Genomic DNA, 17080 nt, shown 5'->3' with positions numbered 1-17080 from the left:
ATCTATAGCACCTTGTTTTAAAGCTAGAGCACCTTGTTTAAAAAGCTGGCGGTGCGCGGATGGGCCGGATGGTTCAGCACCTGATGCGCGTCGCCGCTTTCCACGATTTTGCCGTCCACCATAAACACCACCCGATCCGCCACTTCGCGCGCGAAGCCGATCTCATGGGTAACGATCACCATCGTGACGCCCGATCGTGCCAGATCCTTGATCACGTCCAGCACTTCGCCCACCAGTTCCGGGTCCAGCGCCGAGGTCGGTTCGTCAAACAGCATCACCTTGGGGTTCAGCGCCAGCGCGCGGGCGATGGCGATGCGTTGTTGCTGCCCGCCGGACAGGTGGCGTGGGTAAGCATTCGCTTTGTGGCGTAACCCAACCCGGTCCAACAGTGCCAGCGCCACGCTCTGAGCCTGCGCGTGGCGATACAACCGGTGTACCCGCGGCGCTTCGATGATGTTCTCCAGCACCGTCAGGTGCGGGAACAGGTTGAAGTTCTGGAATACGTAGCCGACGCCGAGGCGCTGGCGCAGGATCTCCCGTTCTTTCAGTTCGTACAGCGTATCGCCTTCGCGGCGGTAGCCAATGTAGTCGCCGTCGATGCGGATGGTGCCTTCGTCCACCCGCTCCAGATGGTTGATGGCGCGTAGCAAGGTGGATTTGCCGGAACCGGACGGCCCGATAATCACCGTGACCGAACCGGGCGGCAGCGTCAGGCTGATGTTATCCAGCGCCCGGTGCGCGCCGAACCACTTGCCGACCCCCTGAATATCGATCCGGCCTTGTTCGGTCACGGCGCGGGGCGCGGTACGCGGGATGGAATAGAGATCAATGGCTTCAGACATGGTGCTTCTCCCGGAAAATCAGTGTTGGCGGCGTGTGCTCAGGTGCCGGAATAGCCGTTGCAGCGGATGAGGCGCTATTTCCCGCACCGCACCGCGGGCGACGTAACGCTCCACGAAATACTGCAGCACCGACAGTACGCTGGTGATCACCAGATACCAGACGGTGGCGACCATCAGTAGCGGAATCACCTGCTGGGTGCGGTTGTAAATCACCTGCACGGTGTAAAACAGCTCTGGCAGCGCCAGCACGTACACCACCGAGGTGCCCTTAGCCAGGCTGATAATTTCGTTGAAACCGGTCGGCAGAATTGAACGCAACGCCTGCGGCAGAATAATCCGCCAGGTGCGGCGGTAGCCCGGCAGGCCGAGCGCGGCGGCGGCTTCAAATTGTCCGGCGTCGACGCCGAGGATGCCGCCGCGGATGATTTCGGCGGTATAGGCCGATTGCACCAGCGTCAGCCCCAGCACCGCCACGGCGAATGGGCCGAACACATCAATGGTCGGATAACGGAAAAACTCGACGGATGTGAAGGGGATGCCCAGCGCCAGCGCGTCGTACAGGTATGAAAAGTTGTAGAGGATAATCAGCACCAGAATCAGCGGTAGTGATCGGAACAGCCAGATGTACAGCCAGGCCAGCGTGCTGAGTAACGTGGACGATGACAGCCGCGCCAGCGCCAGCCCGGTGCCAGCGATAATGCTGAACAGGGTGCCAAGCAGCGTCAGCAGCAGCGTGCGCACCAGCCCTTCCAGAATCACCGGATTAAAGAAATAGCTGGCGAACACCGGCCATTCCCAGCGGCTGTTGAGCGCTACCGACTCGGCGATACCGGCGAAAATAAATAGCGAAAACAGCGCGCCTGCGATACGCAGCGGATAACGCGCTGGCACCACGCGCAGCGGTGCGGCGGGGACATCGGCCGGATGCTGGGACAATGAAGAAGGGATGGATGGCGTCATAAACTTATACCTTTACCTGTTCCTGTTGCGCCGTTCGGTTAGACAGCAGGCCATACAAGGGTTTGCGAAACGGCAAGCGTCCATCGTGCGGCGGCAGGCTGTAGTATTCCGGGTCGACCTGGGTATCGAACTGCGGTTGATAGCCTTCGCTCAGATACAGGCCGACCGCTTCCGGCTGGCGGAAACCGGTGGTCAGGAATAAATCCCGGTAGCCCAGCCGACGGGCGTGCTGTTCCAGCTCACGCAGTACCCGTTTAGCTAACCCCTGACGGCGCAGGGTTTTGTCGGTCCAGATCCGTTTAAGTTCGGCGGTCGTCGCGTCATAACGCTTGAACGCGCCGGTGGCGATTGGCTGCTCGTTACTCAGCAGCACAATGAAGATACCGTCCGGCTGCAAATAGAGTCCTTCCGGTTCTGGATCATGATGGGCGAAGTAATCGCCGTAGCGTTGGCGGTACTCGGCAAATAAACCGTCCAGTACCGGCGCAATGCGGGCGTCTTCCGGGTCAGTGATAATGAAGCGTTCGTCAGACATGTGTCCTCCCTGTTCAGCCAGATACGGGTTACAGCGATGCATCACCCAGGCCCGGCGGGTTAATCTCCGAGCGGCTGATGCGTTCTACGCTTTCTCCCCAGCGGTTTAGCACCTGGTCGTACTCGCCGCCCTGAATCACGCCGTTGAGCGCGGTATTGAGGGCGCTCACCAGCCCGTTACCTTTACGAGTGGTCACCGCGATGTGCGCCACCTGCGGCCAGCCGCCGTTGACCGTGCCCACCAGCCGGGTTTGGCCGTCCAGTGCGGCTTTATACGCGCCGGTGACGTTCGGGCCGAACGTGGCGTCGGCGCGACCGGACTGAATGCTCAGGTTGGCGGCGGCGGCATCGGTGACGTAGACCGGTTGAAACGGGGGCAGGCCGACGGCGTGATTCTGTTTGTCCCAGTCGAGCAGGATAGCCTCCTGATTGGTGCCGGAGCCGACGATGATCCGCAGCCCGGCGATGTCTTTCGCGTTTTGGATCGATTGGATCTTGCTGCTGGATTTCACGTAGAAGCCCAGCGTGTCGGCGCGGTAGGTGGCAAAGTCAAAACGTGCTTTGCGCGCTTTGGTCACCGTCACGTTGGTGATGGCGACATCGTACTTGCCTGAAGCGACGCCCAGCGGCCAGTCTTCCCACGACGTCGACACCAACTTCAGCTCCAGCCCGAGGCTGTCGGCGACCAGCCGGGCGATGTCCGGCTCACTGCCGATGACGCTTTTGTTGTCGTCCGCCAGAAAGGCCAACGGCGGCGAGGAACCCAATGCCGCGACCGCGACGGTGAGTTTGCCGGGTTCGGCAAAGGTAAACCCGGCCGGGATCTCGGCGATGGCCTGTGGATTTTTGGGCGCATGGATCGGTTGCTGATTAGCCTTCAGGTCGATGCGCCCGCCGGTGGCGGGTTCGGTGTGCCCGACAGAGCTGAACAGCAGTGCGGCAAGCAACAGCGTGGTGTGGCGCGCGTTCACGGTGTCGTTTCCTCTGTCGGCTGGTGGGAGATGGCGTAACGATGGGTCGGATAATCCAACGCCAGGCTTTCCCGCAGCGTGTAGCCGGGGTATTCCCGGCGGAACAGGCCACGCTGTTGCAGTAACGGCACCACCTGATCGACAAACCGGGTGAAGTTATCCGGCGTGGCACTCTGGATGATGAAGCCATCGGCGGCGTGCTGCTCAAACCACCCTTGCAATCCATCCGCCACCTGTTGTGGTGTGCCGCTGAATAACGGTCGCGGGGTGGTGGCTTCCAGCGCCGCCTGGCGCAGCGTCAGCCCGCGTTCTCGGGCGTTGCGCTTGATTTCATCCGTGGTGCTGCGAAAACTGTTCTGGCCCAGCGTGCCGATATCCGGGAAGGGGGCGTCCAGCGGGTGCTGTGAGAAGTCGTAGTGTTCGAAGTAGCGGCCGAGGTAATTCAGCGCGTCTTTTATGGTGACCAGCGCGGCGGTGTCCTGATACTGGCGCTCCACGTCTTCTGCGCTGTCGCCCACCAGCACGCTGACGCCCTGAAAAATGTGCAACTGGTCTTCGCGCCGCCCTTGTTCCACCAACTGCTGTTTGACGTCGCGGTAAAACGCCTGCGCTTCCGCCAGTGTGTGCTGGTGGGTGAAGATGGCATCAGCGTGGCTGGCGGCCAGTTTCTTGCCGTCATCCGATGCACCGGCCTGAAAGATAATCGGGCGGCCCTGCGGCGTGCGGCCGATGTTTAGCGGTCCGGCGACCGAGAAAAATTCCCCTTGATGATTCAGGGGATGCAGTTTCTGCGGGTCGAAGAAGCGACCGCTGGCCTTGTCGCGGATAAACGCGTCGTCTTCCCAGGAGTCCCACAGTCCTTTCACCACCTGCAGAAATTCATCGGCGATGCGATAGCGCAGGGCGTGTTCCGGGTGCTGGGCGCGCGAGAAGTTTTTCGCCGAACCTTCCAGCGGCGAGGTCACCACGTTCCAGCCAGCGCGGCCGTGGCTCAGGTGGTCGAGGCTGGCGAATTGCCGCGCGGTGGTGAACGGCTCGCTATAGGAGGTGGACAGGGTGCCGACCAGGCCGATGTGGTGGGTTGACGCCGCCAGCGCCGACAGCAGCGTCAGCGGTTCAAATCGGTTGAGAAAATGGGGAATGGACTTTTCGTTGATGTATAGGCCGTCAGCCACAAAGGCGAAGTCGAATTTCCCCTGTTCGGCTTTTTTCACGGTATCCAGTACGAACCCGAAGTTGATGCTGGCGTCCGGCACCACACTACGGTGTCGCCAGGCCGACATGTTTCCGGCTGCACCTTGCAATATCACCCCCAAACGTAGTTGGCGTTGGTCTGGACGGGTCTTTGGTCGGGGAATCGTTTTTTCACTCATTAGTCTGCTCCCTACAGCGAATTTAGCGAAAAGAAGCTTGTCTCCGGCACGCTAAGGTGCTGGAGAAATCTCATGCTCAGATGGTTAATAGCGAGTTAGGAAAACTGAAAAGTACTATTGATGAGGGGCTACGGGATGTAAAACAACAAAATTGAATATGCCAAAGCCAAAAAATGTCTCAGGGAGTTTTGTGATTTGTTTATTCAGAAGATGGAATTGAAACCTATGGCAGCTAGTTATTTTTAGAAATAGTTCAGGATGTAAATAAGTCGAAAAACCATGCAATTAATTACGTTGATTATTGTGATTCTCATTTTGTTTATAGTGTGAATTTGTGCTAACCAAATCCTGTTTTGTTATTTATGGTTTTTTCCTGTCTATGAAAATATGCGGGAAGTTTAGGTTGGATCACAGAAGGGAAATATATGGGTTATCGTCTTGGCTTGTTGGATCAAAGCCCGATTGCGCAGGGGATGACTGCCGCTGATGCGCTGGCCCGGACCGTCGAGCTAGCTTGCCTCGCCGAAGCGTCGGGGTATTCCCGTTTCTGGGTGTCTGAGCACCACAACGCCGATGTACTGGCGGGATCGTCGCCGGAAGTGTTGATTGCCTGGCTGCTGGCCCATACTCGACATATCCGGATTGGTTCCGGCGGGGTGATGTTGCAACATTACAGTCCCTATAAGGTGGCGGAGAATTTCCATGTACTGTCGTCGCTGGCACCGGGTCGGGTCGATCTGGGTGTTGGCAAGGCACCGGGCGGTTTTCCCCTGTCGACTCGTGCGTTGCAACAGGAGGTTGACCCCGCGCGTCAGGTGTCGTTTGCCGATAAGCTGCGGCAATTGCACGAGCTGCTGGAGCCGGGAACAGCACAGAATGCCGACTTGCGCGCAACGCCGTTACCACCCGCACCACCGGCGCGTTTCCTGCTGGGGGCCAGTGCGGAAAGTGCCCGTCTGGCGGCGTCGCTGGGCTGGAATTTTGTGTTCGCCGGGTTTATCCAGCCCAGTGAAACGCTGCTGACGGAAGCACTGTTGACCTGGCGAGAGTACCAGCCTGAGCAGACGGAGGCATTGTTGTCGTTGTCGGTGATCGTGGCGGACAGCCATGATGAGGCGAAAGCGCTGGCGGGTGAGCGGTATAACTACAAGGTATATATCGGGGACCGGGCACCGCTGAACGTGCTGTCGCAGGAGCAGGCGGATACGCTGGTGCAGCAGTCTGGCGGCGCGCCGTTTCGTATCGAGAAACAGGCGCAGAACATCCTGTATGGCACGGCGGCGGAGGTCCACCGCCAACTGCAGCATTACCATCGGCGCTTTGGCGTCAGCGAGTTCATTATTCACACCCCAGTTAACGACCCGGCCGCAAGGGTTGCGTCGATCAGCGGACTGGCTAGCGGGTTTAAAGCACAGGATTGACGGTAGCCGACGACACTTCCCTTCTGGAGCTGTCCTGCCGGATGGCAAGCAGCATTTCCAGCAGGCTTGGGCAATCGGCAAGGCCGGAAAAGTCGAAGGGGTGAGTGCCGTCGCGGTGAGGCAGCAGGTGACATTGTAATTCCCGTTCGTAGTAACGCGGGTATTGCGCTTTTTCAATTGCCGACAGCGCCCGATAATTTTTCAAAACCTCGGTAAAAAAGCGTATTTGCCACTGAGGATGGCAGTAGTTCAGGCGGGCTTGCGTGACGATGTGCTGTCTCCAGGCTTGATCCTGGGCGTAAGCTTCGCTCCAGGCGGCCCGGCGTTCATTCAGGGTAAACACGCCGCTTTCATCGTAGACAATCAGCGATAGTTGCTGATAAGTCAGACCGTTGAACGGGTTTCCGCCGTTATTGTTGACGAAGGCGGAAGCCTGCCGGGCGCGTGCCAGACGTTCCGGAGTGCCGTCTGCAAGGGTGCTGGAGTGGTCACCCTGATAACGCCTGTCGCTGTTGATCCCGGTGAGCTGGTCAAGCAGCGCGCGGGCTTTCTGATGCAATTCCTGACGGCTCAACGCTACCTCACGGGCACGGGCGCGCCTGGCTGCATCGTGTAATTGCCGTTCGAGTAGGGAAGAGCAAAATATATTGATATCTGGCATACGCGTTCTCTCCAGAAATGAGCCAGCAACCTGCTTCTCAAAATCCAGCATAAAGAAGAATGAAATAGTGGTTGTGGTGTTGTCGAGTAATAACGCTATTTGAATTTAACGGCTTTATTTTTAATCTATGACATCAACAGTGATTGATGCGCCATTGGTGCTGATTTAATTTGCCAGAATGATAGCGCGTGCTCAATCTGATTTTATAGCTACAGCATATTATTTATTTTCTTCGTCGGTCATAGCCGATAAAACAGGTGTGATGACCGGCGTTATAAAATGACAATTATTCCTTGGTGATATTATGACGCTGTGCAATAGATGATTATTTCAAGTTGCAGGTGCGTTGGTCGATTCTGAACGATGTGGATAGCGAGGAAAAAGGGACGGGGAAGGATAGTGGCACCGCGCCGCTAACCTCGGGGGAGCATGGTTGTCGATATTATAAGCAAACAAAACAACGGGTATGAAAAAGCACTTGCCAGAGTAAGTAAAGCGGTCCATAATCAGCGCCATTCCAAACGCCTTAAAGTGTTAAAGCCTTTATAATCAATTGGTTACAAAGAATTAGATGCTTCTAGGCGCTTTGAATAACCTTCCTATGCGGGAATAGCTCAGTTGGTAGAGCACGACCTTGCCAAGGTCGGGGTCGCGAGTTCGAGTCTCGTTTCCCGCTCCAAGTTTTCTTTCTTTATCTTTTATTCTCCTTATTTCCAATATCGACTCAGCCATAAGCTACCGTTATTTGGCGTTATGCTGATTTCATATATTATCGTCGCATGATTTTCCATTGATGACGAACATGACACCTATTCTGTTGTTGGACTCCCGTGCGGATGAGCTACGTGATGTACTGCATGACGCGGCACCTGACTTACCGTTGCTGATCGGCTCAGGTGAGGTTGCTCAGGCTGCGGCCTGTGATATTTGGGTGGGTGAGCCAGACCGGGTTGCACTGTTGCTGGGGCAAGGGGTAAAACCGCGCTGGTTACAATCGACCTGGGCCGGTTATAAACCTTTACTTGCCGCAGGATTACCACGTGATTATCGGCTGAGTCGGGCCGTCGGGGTATTTGGGCAACCTATTGCTGAGTACGTGCTGGCTTACTTGTTGCAACATGAGCTTCATTTAGCGCAACGCTTGCAGAGTCAGCAAAGCGGAGAGTGGAAAAAGATATTGCCGGGGTCGTTGTTCGGGCGTCGGGTATTGATTGTTGGTGCGGGGGATATTGGCCGGGAGGTGGCGACCTTTTTGCAGCCGTTTGGCGTGGAGCTGTCCGGGGTTGCTTATTCACCGCGTGAGATGCCGATGTTTGCACGGGTAGAAGGGCTGTCATCGCTTGAACAGGCGGTAGCGTCTGCGGATTACGTCATTAACATTTTGCCGGATACGCCAGCGACAACGGATATCTATCACGCCGACGTGTTTGCAGCGATGAAGCCTTCAGCGTTGTTTATCAACGTTGGCCGTGGCACCGCGGTGGTGGATGCGGATTTGTGCGCCGCTTTGCACGAGGGAAAGATTGCCGGAGCCGTGCTGGATGTGTTTCGGCAGGAGCCTCTGCCGGGTGATCATCCGTTCTGGCGGACGCCAAACCTCACCATCACGGCACATGTTGCCGGGCCGCTGGTGCCTGCCCGGCTGGGTAAACTGTTTTTGGACAACCTGCCGCGCTTCCGACAAGGGCTGGCGTTAGCAGGAGAAGTGGATTTTTCTCAGCCTTATTGAGAATAAAATGTTCGCTTTCGACGAAAACAATAAAATTGTTTATCTCCCCTTGTCAGAATGGGCAGATTGGTTCATAATGCTGCCCTCTTTGCAATACAGCTTTCAAAATACAGTCAAATCAATGACTTATCTGTAATGCGAAAAAAGAAGCGCAAAATGTGATCACATCAGTTTGCGTTTGGCGAAAAAACGTCGATACTTAGGCGTTGCGTGTGCGGGAATAGCTCAGTTGGTAGAGCACGACCTTGCCAAGGTCGGGGTCGCGAGTTCGAGTCTCGTTTCCCGCTCCAGTTTTTTACACTTCTCCGTCTCTTCATTGTCATACAGTTTTTCTGCATGTGTTCATACTTTTCTGAACAGACTTATCCACAGCCTGACTATGAGCTATCTCCGGTTTCCTGAAAAAATCATTGAAAAGACATCATTTCAAGATATTGAAATAAAAAGATAAATTTATGATAAAAAACGCTATCCGGATCACTTGTACTTTTTGTGATGATTGATTGACAACGTTTTTTTAAAATTATCCACAGCCAAATGGTTCAGGATCTTCAAACAATCACCGGGTAAAATTTCAGGCGTCTCTTGGTAAACCTTTCTCGATTGCGCGGATGAGGCGCTTTTTTTGCGGGGGCTGAACGTCAATCGTCTGAACGTTAATCGATTGCTGGCTGCGCCGGGTTAGCTGTTGGTCGATGGCCCAATAAATATGCTCGTCCAGCAAGGTGCTTTCTCCCAACCGGCCCTGTAGTGCCAGGACGATCCTGTCTTCATAGGGCGCGTTGCCCAGTGCAACAGCGATATTCCGCAGCCAGCGCTCGTGACCGATGCGCCGGATGGCAGAGCCTTCGGTTATTCGCAAAAAACGGCTTTCATCCCAACCAAATAGCGCCAGTAACTCCGGTGCATGTAATGCGACACGAGGACTGAAATCGGGTTCGTCGGTAAGCTGCGAGAAGCGGTTCCAGGGGCAAATCAACTGACAATCATCACAGCCGTAGATGCGGTTTCCCATCAACGGGCGCAGAGGTTCCGGAATGGCACCTTCCAGCTCAATGGTCAGATAGGAAATGCAGCGGCGGGCATCAACAGTGTAAGGCTCGACAATGGCGCCGGTCGGGCAAGTGGTCATACAGGCTACACATTTCCCACACTGCTCAGCGAGTGGCTGATCTACCGGTAAGGGCAGGTCAATAAGCAGTTCCCCCAGGAAAAACCAGGAACCGGCTTCCCGATTCAAAATCAGTGAGTGCTTGCCAACCCAGCCAATCCCGGCTTTCGCGGCTAGAGGCCGTTCCATGATGGGGGCAGAATCGACAAAGGGACGAAACTGCAACTCACCGCAGTGCGCTTGAATTCGGTCGCCCAGCTTTTTCAGACGTTGACGCAGTAACTTATGATAGTCGCGCCCCAGGGCGTAGCGGCTGACATACCCGAGGTGCGGGTTTTTCAGCGTACTGGCAAATGCGGCTTTGGCTGGCAGATAGTTCATGCGCACGCTGATGACGCGTAACGTGCCGGGCAACAGCTCATGCGGACGGGCTCGCATCATGCCGTGGCGCGCCATCCATTCCATTTCGCCGTGATATTGCTTGTCGAGCCATGCCTGAAGACGGGGTTCTTCATGAGACAAATCCGTGTCGCAAACCCCTACTTGCTGGAAACCTAATTCAAGCCCCCATTGTTTGATGAGCTGAGCGAGTTCGTTGAGGTCGTAGGGGTATGTCATGCGTAACCATTGAGAAGAAACCGGGCGTCTGATTTTATCACATTGTTCCAGTGTCGTTCGCGGCGAGTCGGTGAGCCAGGATTTCTCCACATATGGCGCTTCCCGGCAGACCTTGCTAAGTTGAGGCGCACAATCCTGCTACCGATGGAGGGATGACATGCATCAAGACCATCGTGTGTACCAGCCTGGCGGATCATTACCCGACCTGCCTCATACTGTTTTTTTACCCGACTGGCTGCGCCGTGAGGAGCCTCACGCCGCGAACTATGCCGGTGTTTCATTGAATACGCTTATGCAGCGTGCGGGTGATGCGGCTTTTCGTATAGCGCAACAGCAATACCCGACTGCCCGGCACTGGCTGATTCTGTGCGGACATGGCAACAACGGCGGTGACGGCTATGTGGTCGCCGCTCTGGCGCGTGCCGCAGGGATTGCGGTCACGGTGGTGGCGGGAATTATCGAACGACCGCTGCCAACAGAAGCGCATCTGGCGCGTCAGGCATGGTTCGATGCCGGGGGGCGTGAGCAGCCTGTCGATGTGCCGTGGCCTGATGATGTTGACCTGATCATCGACGGCCTGCTGGGAACCGGGCTGACGTCCGCTCCTCGCGCGCCTTATGACGCCCTGATCGCTCAGGCCAACCGCCACGCGGCACCGATTATCGCGCTCGATATTCCTTCCGGATTGAATGCACTAACCGGCGCTTGTGCCGGGGCGGCGATCCACGCTGCTCACACGGTGACGTTTATTGCGCTCAAGCCCGGTTTATTAACCGGGCAGGCGCGGGATGTTGTCGGACGGCTTCATTACCATGATTTGGGGCTTAGTGACTGGCTGGCGCAACAATCAGCACCGATTGCGCGTTTGACCGCAGCGTCGCTAACGCAATGGTTGAAACCACGACGTCCGGGAGCGCATAAAGGCGACCACGGTCGTTTATTGATTATCGGCGGCGATGAAGGCACCGGCGGTGCGATTTTTATGGCAGGAGAGGCGGCACTACGCAGTGGTACAGGGCTGGTGCGAGTGCTTACTCACAAAAGCTATCTGGCCGCTTTGCTGGTGGCTCGTCCGGAGCTGATGGTGCAGGAACTGACCACCGATTCGGTTAAGGCTGGCGTTGAATGGGCGGATGTCGTGGTGATCGGGCCGGGGCTTGGGCAGCGCGAATGGGGGAAAAACGCACTGCGAATCGCAGAAAATTGTAACAAATCCATCTTATGGGATGCTGATGCGCTCAACCTGCTAGCAATCAGCCCGCATAAACGTCAGAATCGCGTGTTAACGCCTCATCCCGGCGAGGCCGCCCGTCTGTTGAACTGTCGGATTGCTGATATTGAAAGTGATCGCTTACTTGCTGCACAACGTCTGGTGAAACGCTATGGCGGCGTGGTGGTGCTAAAAGGTGCCGGTACGGTGCTGGCAAGCGAGCAGGGCGAATTAGCGATCGCCGATGTGGGAAATCCCGGCATGGCGACCGGCGGTATGGGCGACGTGCTGGCAGGCATGATCGGGGCGATGCTGGCACAAGGGCTGTCGTTGTATGACGCCGCCTGTGCAGGTTGTGTGGCCCACGGTGCAGCAGCGGACTGGCTGGCGCAGCGGCAGGGCACACGCGGGATGTTGGCAACCGATTTGATGGCGGTATTGCCGCAGTACGTAAATCCTGAGCGGATATCCTTAGAAAACACAGAATGAAGACGCTTTTGTTACCTTTGCCGGACGAGGCAGCCACGATTGCGCTGGGCGCGGCGTTAGCCCGCGCCTGTGAGCACACCACCATTATTTATCTGCTGGGCGATCTGGGGGCTGGGAAAACCACGCTGAGCCGTGGATTCCTGCAAGCGTTGGGGCATCAGGGCAATGTGAAAAGCCCGACCTATACGCTGGTAGAACCCTATGCGCTGCTGCCGCGCCCGGTATATCACTTCGACCTTTATCGCCTGGCGGATCCTGAAGAACTGGAGTTCATGGGGATTCGTGACTATTTGTCGCAGGATGCTCTCTGCCTGATTGAATGGCCGCAACAAGGCACCGGCTTTTTGCCACAAGCGGATGTTGAATTGCATCTTGGCTATCAGGGCATGGGCAGACGGGCAGAAATCAACGCCCGTACACCGCAGGGTGAGCAGATTGTAGCGGCGCTGGCCGCCCAGCCAAAGCAGGACGCACCATGACTGTGTGGTTGAAGCAGGCCCTGCTGGGGCTATTACTGATGCTGTCATGGCCGCTGTGGGCGAGCAACCTGACCGATATCCGGGTGAATAATGCTGCCAGCGAGGCGGTTGTTACGCTGAGTTTTGGCGGACAACCGGTGTATGAATACTTTTCGCTGAGTAACCCAAACCGGGTAGTAATTGATATTACCCAGTCCGGTGTGATGAAAGGACTGCCGCTCGCCTTTAACGGCCAGAATCTGATCGCCCGCATTCGCACCAGCAACGCCAAAGACCCGAAAAGCCTGCGGCTGGTGCTGGACCTGACCCAAAAGGTACAGGTGCAGGCGGTGAAAGACGGTAATAGCGCCGTCTTTACGCTGACGGGCGAGCGCAAACCGGTGGTCCGCAAACCAGTGGCCCAGCCCGTACAACCCTCGGCGCAGAGCGGGCGCAATCCTCTCGTTCCCCAGACTGCGGCGGTAGCGGCTGCGCCGACTCGGGTATCGGGGCGGGCGGGCAACGGTGAGAAAATCATTGTGGCGATTGACGCCGGTCACGGCGGTCAGGACCCTGGGGCGACCGGGCCGGGCGGGCTACATGAAAAAAATGTCACCATCTCGATAGCCCGTAAACTGCGGGCCATCATGAGTGCCGATCCAGCGTTTAAGCCGGTGCTGACCCGTGACGGCGACTACTTTATTTCGGTGATGGGGCGTTCCGACGTCGCGCGTAAACAAGGGGCTAACCTGCTGGTATCCATCCATGCGGACGCTGCGCCTAACCGTGGGGCAACGGGCGCATCCGTATGGGTACTGTCCAACCGACGCGCCAACAGTGAAATGGCCAATTGGCTGGAACAGCATGAAAAACAATCCGAGTTGTTGGGCGGCGCTGGTGATCTGCTGGCGAATAGCGCGGCTGATCCGTATCTGAGTCAGGCGGTACTGGATTTGCAGTTCGGGCATTCACAGCGGGTGGGATATGATGTGGCGGTGAAAGTACTACGCGAATTGCAGCGTGTCGGCAGGCTGCATAAGCGGCGACCGGAACACGCCAGTCTGGGCGTATTACGTTCACCGGATATTCCGTCTTTGTTGGTAGAAACCGGGTTTATTTCTAATCCGAGCGAGGAGCGGCTGCTGGGCAGCAACGAGTATCAGGAAAAGATTGCGAACGCCATTTATCAGGGGTTGCGCAGCTATTTCCAGACTCATCCGTTACAAAATATCCCAAAGCAGGAAAACCGTCCGCTCGGCTCGCAGACGGTGAAAAACGCAGCAGCCACTGAGCCCGCTCAGATCGCAACAGGAGCAACGGTACGTCATACCGTCGCGACCGGCGAAACATTATCGGGGATTGCCGCGCATTATGGCGTCAGCATGGACGCCATTCGTGAAACCAATCGCCTGAAAAAAGATGTGGTCTGGGTAGGACAGCGGCTGAGGATCCCGTCCGGTGCTTCACCGACAGCCAGGGCGGCCTTGGCGACGAAGGCTAAACCTGTTGTGGCCGCACGCACGTCGGGCGTGAAGAAAAGCGCAACCGTGATAAAACACAAGGTGGTGCGGGGCGATACGCTGAGTGCCATTGCCAGCCGCTATGGCGTGAGTATGAAAGCGATCCAGCAGGCGAACAACATGTCTTCCGGAAATGTACAGTTGGGGCAGACGTTGATTATCCCTTCTGCCTGATCCGGGCGATAAAACGAGGAGAGTCCATGCCGATTCAGGTGCTGCCACCCCAGTTGGCGAACCAGATCGCCGCCGGTGAGGTGGTGGAGCGGCCTGCTTCCGTCGTTAAGGAGCTGGTTGAGAACAGTCTGGATGCGGGTGCGACGCGCATCGATATTGAAATCGAGCGTGGCGGCGCAAAGCTGATTCGTATTCGGGATAACGGCTGTGGCATTGGTAAGACGGAGCTGGCGTTGGCGCTGGCTCGTCACGCTACCAGCAAGATCGCCACACTTGATGATCTGGAAGCGATCGTCAGCCTGGGATTTCGAGGGGAAGCGCTGGCCAGTATCAGTTCGGTTTCACGCCTGACGCTGACTTCCCGTACCGAGGCTCAGGCAGAAGCGTGGCAGGCTTACGCGGAAGGGCGAGAGATGGCGGTGACGGTCAAACCGGCGGCGCATCCGGTTGGCACTACGCTGGAAGTCCTGGATCTGTTTTACAACACCCCAGCCAGACGCAAGTTTCTGCGCACTGAAAAAACGGAATTCATGCACATCGATGAAGTGGTGCGACGCATTGCACTGGCGCGCTTCGATGTGGCGATCACACTGCATCACAACGGTAAGCTTATCCGGCAATATCGTGCCGTGTCGGAGTCAAGTCAGCGAGAAAGGCGGCTTGGCAGTATCTGTGGCGCGGCATTTTTGCAACATGCGCTGGCGGTTTCCTGGCAACATGGTGATCTGAACATTCACGGTTGGGTGGCAGATCCGGCCGGGTCGCGCCAGTTGCCGGAAATGCAGTATTGCTACGTTAATCAGCGCATGATGCGTGACCGCTTAATCAACCATGCAATTCGTCAGGCTTATCAGGATCAACTGCGTGATGAACAGCAGCCAGCCTATGTGTTGTATCTGGACGTTGACCCCCACCAGGTGGATGTCAATGTGCACCCGGCCAAGCATGAGGTTCGCTTCCATCAGGCCCGGCTGGTGCACGATTTTATCTATCAGGCGGTGATAACGGTATTACAGCAGGCGGCATCGCCGGGCCTCAATGGTGTTAGTGATACGCCAGCGACGGCATGGCAGCCGGAAAACCGGACTGCTGCAGGTGAAAACCAGTTTGCCCGACCAGCAGGGACCGCACCGCAGACACCGAGAACGGTATTGTCGGGGAATTCGGGGCAGCAGCTTCAGGTAGACAGTTACCGTGCTCGGGAACGCCAGCCAGCGCGAAACGAGGCGACGGGTTATCAAAAGAAACAAGGCGAGCTGTACCAGCAATTACTCGATACTGAATCATCGCAGCAGCCCACGGTTGCTCGGGAAACGCCGCCGCTCAGGGACGTACCGGCGGGGCAGCACGATGTGACAGTAAACGCTGCGGTGGTAGTTGGTGAAGCGCCGTTGGAGAGTCATGCTCTGGGGCTGGGACGTGTGTTGACGGTGTATCCGCCCAGTTATGCGCTGGTGGAGTATCAGCATGGCCTGGCATTGTTGTCGTTGACCGTGGCGGAACGTTACCTTCGGCAAGCTCAGTTAACGCCGTTGGAGGCTGGAGAAGGCTTACGACCACAGCCGTTGTTGATTCCGCAACGACTGACGTTGAACTCATCCGAGCTGGCGGTGATGCAGCAGCAACAACCGTTATTGACGCGTATGGGGATAGAGGTAGAACTGGCACCGCCGCGCGCTACGCTGCGGGCTGTACCTTTACCATTGAGACAACAAAATTTACAAAACTTGATTTCTGACCTGCTAGGCTATCTCGCTGATTCTCATGACGTGAAGCCTGATGCGGTGGCGGCGTGGATAGCAGGGCGACTTGGCAGCGAGCGTGAAAACTGGACGCTGGCTCAGGCCGTGCAACTGCTGTCTGATGTGGAGCGTTTATGTCCTTTGCACGTAAAAACGCCGCCGTCAGAATTGTTATATGTGATGGATATTGAATCCGCCATCAGGGCGTTGAAGAAACATGAATGAGTTTGAAACGGCGCAGCATCCGCCCGCTATTTTTATCATGGGGCCGACGGCATCCGGGAAGACCGCGCTGGCGATGGCATTGCGTGAGCAACTTCCTGTAGAGCTGATTAGCGTGGATTCGGCGCTGGTCTATCGCGGTATGGATATTGGCACCGCCAAGCCGGGTCCGGAAGAGCTGGTGCGGGCTCCACATCGCCTGCTCGATATTCTTGACCCGGCAGAGGCTTATTCCGCTGCGGATTTCCGGCGTGATGCGTTGCAGGCGATGGCGGAAATCACTGCCGCCGGGCGCATTCCGCTGCTGGTGGGCGGCACCATGCTATATTTCAAGGCGCTGCTGGAAGGGTTGTCGCCGCTACCCTCGGCGGATGTGCAGGTACGGCGGGAAATCGAAGAACGTGCGCGGACCGAGGGATGGGATGCGTTGCATCGTCAGTTGAGTGCCATCGATCCGGTATCGGCGGCTCGGATTCATCCAAATGATCCGCAGAGACTGTCTCGGGCACTGGAAGTTTTTTTCGTTTCAGGTAACACTTTAACCGAGTTGACAAAGACATCCGGTGAAGCATTGCCCTATCGTGTTCATCAGTTTGCGATTGCTCCGGCAACGCGTGAGTTGTTGCATGAACGGATAGCGTTGCGTTTCCGGCAGATGTTGGAATCGGGTTTTGAAACAGAGGCTCGGGCGCTGTTCGCCCGGCCGGATTTGAATCCTGCGTTGCCGTCAATCCGTTGTGTTGGGTATCGCCAGATGTGGTCATATTTGTCGGGCGAGATCGATTACGATGAGATGGTGTATCGTGGCATTTGCGCCACCCGGCAACTGGCAAAGCGCCAGATGACCTGGTTGCGTGGCTGGGACGATGTTTGCTGGCTTGACAGCGATCAGCCCGGAGAGGCGTTACGCAAGGTGATTCAGGTTGTTAGTGCATAGGTTAGACGATTGTGTACAATTGCCTGTGTCTACAATTGACTGATTCTCGGCACAAATTTTTATAACGTTATTTTAGGGCCGCAGGGTTCTTTGTTACAAATAACAAGC

The 17080-nt window shown here is 56.4% G+C and carries 13 protein-coding genes, 2 tRNA genes and 1 pseudogene; 9 read left to right on the top strand and 7 right to left on the bottom strand.

The features are described 5' to 3' along the window. Positions 1-23 precede the first annotated feature (23 nt). From OB87_RS00465 to OB87_RS00445, 5 genes and pseudogenes are all read right to left on the bottom strand, one after another. Positions 24-842, bottom strand: coding sequence for an amino acid ABC transporter ATP-binding protein (locus OB87_RS00465; protein WP_033567484.1), 819 nt, complete (start codon positions 840-842; stop codon positions 24-26). A gap of 18 nt (positions 843-860) precedes the next feature. Then, entirely contained in the window at positions 861-1802 is a 942-nt protein-coding gene (locus OB87_RS00460) for an amino acid ABC transporter permease (RefSeq protein ID WP_033567483.1), read from the bottom strand. A gap of 4 nt (positions 1803-1806) precedes the next feature. Next, on the bottom strand, positions 1807-2337 hold the full coding sequence (locus OB87_RS00455; protein ID WP_033567482.1) for a GNAT family N-acetyltransferase: 531 nt from the start codon (positions 2335-2337) through the stop codon (positions 1807-1809). Positions 2338-2365: 28 nt separating this feature from the next. Beyond that, complete coding sequence (locus OB87_RS00450; RefSeq protein WP_395856239.1) at positions 2366-3286, bottom strand: ABC transporter substrate-binding protein; 921 nt, start codon at positions 3284-3286, stop codon at positions 2366-2368. Between the two features lie 73 nt (positions 3287-3359). Beyond that, positions 3360-4680, bottom strand: a pseudogene (locus OB87_RS00445) (LLM class flavin-dependent oxidoreductase); the annotation flags it as partial. Positions 4681-5105: 425 nt separating this feature from the next. Between OB87_RS00445 and OB87_RS00440 the strand changes: the two are divergent. Beyond that, positions 5106-6101: an MsnO8 family LLM class oxidoreductase gene (locus OB87_RS00440; RefSeq protein ID WP_033567479.1), complete on the top strand. Its 996-nt coding sequence runs from the start codon at positions 5106-5108 to the stop codon at positions 6099-6101. Here OB87_RS00440 and OB87_RS00435 read toward each other — a convergent pair. After that, positions 6085-6762: a hypothetical protein gene (locus tag OB87_RS00435; protein WP_033567478.1), complete on the bottom strand. Its 678-nt coding sequence runs from the start codon at positions 6760-6762 to the stop codon at positions 6085-6087. The genes OB87_RS00440 and OB87_RS00435 overlap by 17 nt on opposite strands. A gap of 603 nt (positions 6763-7365) precedes the next feature. Between OB87_RS00435 and OB87_RS00430 the strand changes: the two genes are divergently transcribed. The 3 genes from OB87_RS00430 to OB87_RS00420 all read left to right on the top strand — a co-directional run bounded on the left by OB87_RS00430 (position 7366) and on the right by OB87_RS00420 (position 8781). Further along, positions 7366-7441, top strand: a tRNA-Gly gene (locus OB87_RS00430). A 123-nt stretch (positions 7442-7564) separates the two neighbouring features. Continuing rightward, on the top strand, positions 7565-8491 hold the full coding sequence (locus OB87_RS00425; protein ID WP_033567512.1) for a D-2-hydroxyacid dehydrogenase: 927 nt from the start codon (positions 7565-7567) through the stop codon (positions 8489-8491). A 214-nt stretch (positions 8492-8705) separates the two neighbouring features. Continuing rightward, a tRNA-Gly gene (locus tag OB87_RS00420) sits at positions 8706-8781 on the top strand. A 284-nt stretch (positions 8782-9065) separates the two neighbouring features. Here the strand turns inward: OB87_RS00420 and queG are convergent. Next, positions 9066-10220, bottom strand: coding sequence for a tRNA epoxyqueuosine(34) reductase QueG (queG, locus tag OB87_RS00415; protein ID WP_033567477.1), 1155 nt, complete (start codon positions 10218-10220; stop codon positions 9066-9068). Between the two features lie 157 nt (positions 10221-10377). Between queG and nnr the strand changes: the two genes are divergently transcribed. The 5 genes from nnr to miaA are packed head-to-tail and all read left to right on the top strand — an operon-like array spanning position 10378 to position 16972. Beyond that, entirely contained in the window at positions 10378-11919 is a 1542-nt protein-coding gene (gene nnr, locus OB87_RS00410) for a bifunctional ADP-dependent NAD(P)H-hydrate dehydratase/NAD(P)H-hydrate epimerase (protein ID WP_033567476.1), read from the top strand. Then, positions 11916-12398: a tRNA (adenosine(37)-N6)-threonylcarbamoyltransferase complex ATPase subunit type 1 TsaE gene (tsaE, locus tag OB87_RS00405; protein WP_033567475.1), complete on the top strand. Its 483-nt coding sequence runs from the start codon at positions 11916-11918 to the stop codon at positions 12396-12398. Before nnr ends, tsaE begins: the two co-directional genes overlap by 4 nt. Further along, a complete protein-coding gene (gene amiB / locus OB87_RS00400; RefSeq protein ID WP_033567474.1) occupies positions 12395-14071 on the top strand; it encodes an N-acetylmuramoyl-L-alanine amidase AmiB in 1677 nt (558 codons plus the stop codon). Before tsaE ends, amiB begins: the two co-directional genes overlap by 4 nt. A gap of 26 nt (positions 14072-14097) precedes the next feature. Next, a complete protein-coding gene (gene mutL / locus OB87_RS00395; RefSeq protein ID WP_033567473.1) occupies positions 14098-16038 on the top strand; it encodes a DNA mismatch repair endonuclease MutL in 1941 nt (646 codons plus the stop codon). Then, positions 16031-16972 (top strand): tRNA (adenosine(37)-N6)-dimethylallyltransferase MiaA, encoded by a 942-nt coding sequence (miaA, locus tag OB87_RS00390; protein ID WP_033567472.1) that lies wholly within the window; start codon positions 16031-16033, stop codon positions 16970-16972. Before mutL ends, miaA begins: the two co-directional genes overlap by 8 nt. Positions 16973-17080 lie beyond the last annotated feature (108 nt).

The sequence above is a fragment of the Dickeya undicola genome (assembly GCF_000784735.1).
Lineage (GTDB): Bacteria > Pseudomonadota > Gammaproteobacteria > Enterobacterales > Enterobacteriaceae > Dickeya > Dickeya undicola.
This window is presented reverse-complemented; position numbering and strand designations above follow the sequence as displayed.

What these genes read in the sequence shown, in the direction of transcription:
- OB87_RS00465 (WP_033567484.1), bottom strand. Translation starts at nt 842, where the DNA reads ATGTCTGAAGCCATTGATCTCTATTCCATCCCGCGTACCGCGCCCCGC.
- OB87_RS00460 (WP_033567483.1), bottom strand. Translation starts at nt 1,802, where the DNA reads ATGACGCCATCCATCCCTTCTTCATTGTCCCAGCATCCGGCCGATGTC.
- OB87_RS00455 (WP_033567482.1), bottom strand. Translation starts at nt 2,337, where the DNA reads ATGTCTGACGAACGCTTCATTATCACTGACCCGGAAGACGCCCGCATT.
- OB87_RS00440 (WP_033567479.1), top strand. Translation starts at nt 5,106, where the DNA reads ATGGGTTATCGTCTTGGCTTGTTGGATCAAAGCCCGATTGCGCAGGGG.
- OB87_RS00435 (WP_033567478.1), bottom strand. Translation starts at nt 6,762, where the DNA reads ATGCCAGATATCAATATATTTTGCTCTTCCCTACTCGAACGGCAATTA.
- OB87_RS00425 (WP_033567512.1), top strand. Translation starts at nt 7,565, where the DNA reads ATGACACCTATTCTGTTGTTGGACTCCCGTGCGGATGAGCTACGTGAT.
- queG (WP_033567477.1), bottom strand. Translation starts at nt 10,220, where the DNA reads ATGACATACCCCTACGACCTCAACGAACTCGCTCAGCTCATCAAACAA.
- nnr (WP_033567476.1), top strand. Translation starts at nt 10,378, where the DNA reads ATGCATCAAGACCATCGTGTGTACCAGCCTGGCGGATCATTACCCGAC.
- tsaE (WP_033567475.1), top strand. Translation starts at nt 11,916, where the DNA reads ATGAAGACGCTTTTGTTACCTTTGCCGGACGAGGCAGCCACGATTGCG.
- amiB (WP_033567474.1), top strand. Translation starts at nt 12,395, where the DNA reads ATGACTGTGTGGTTGAAGCAGGCCCTGCTGGGGCTATTACTGATGCTG.
- mutL (WP_033567473.1), top strand. Translation starts at nt 14,098, where the DNA reads ATGCCGATTCAGGTGCTGCCACCCCAGTTGGCGAACCAGATCGCCGCC.
- miaA (WP_033567472.1), top strand. Translation starts at nt 16,031, where the DNA reads ATGAATGAGTTTGAAACGGCGCAGCATCCGCCCGCTATTTTTATCATG.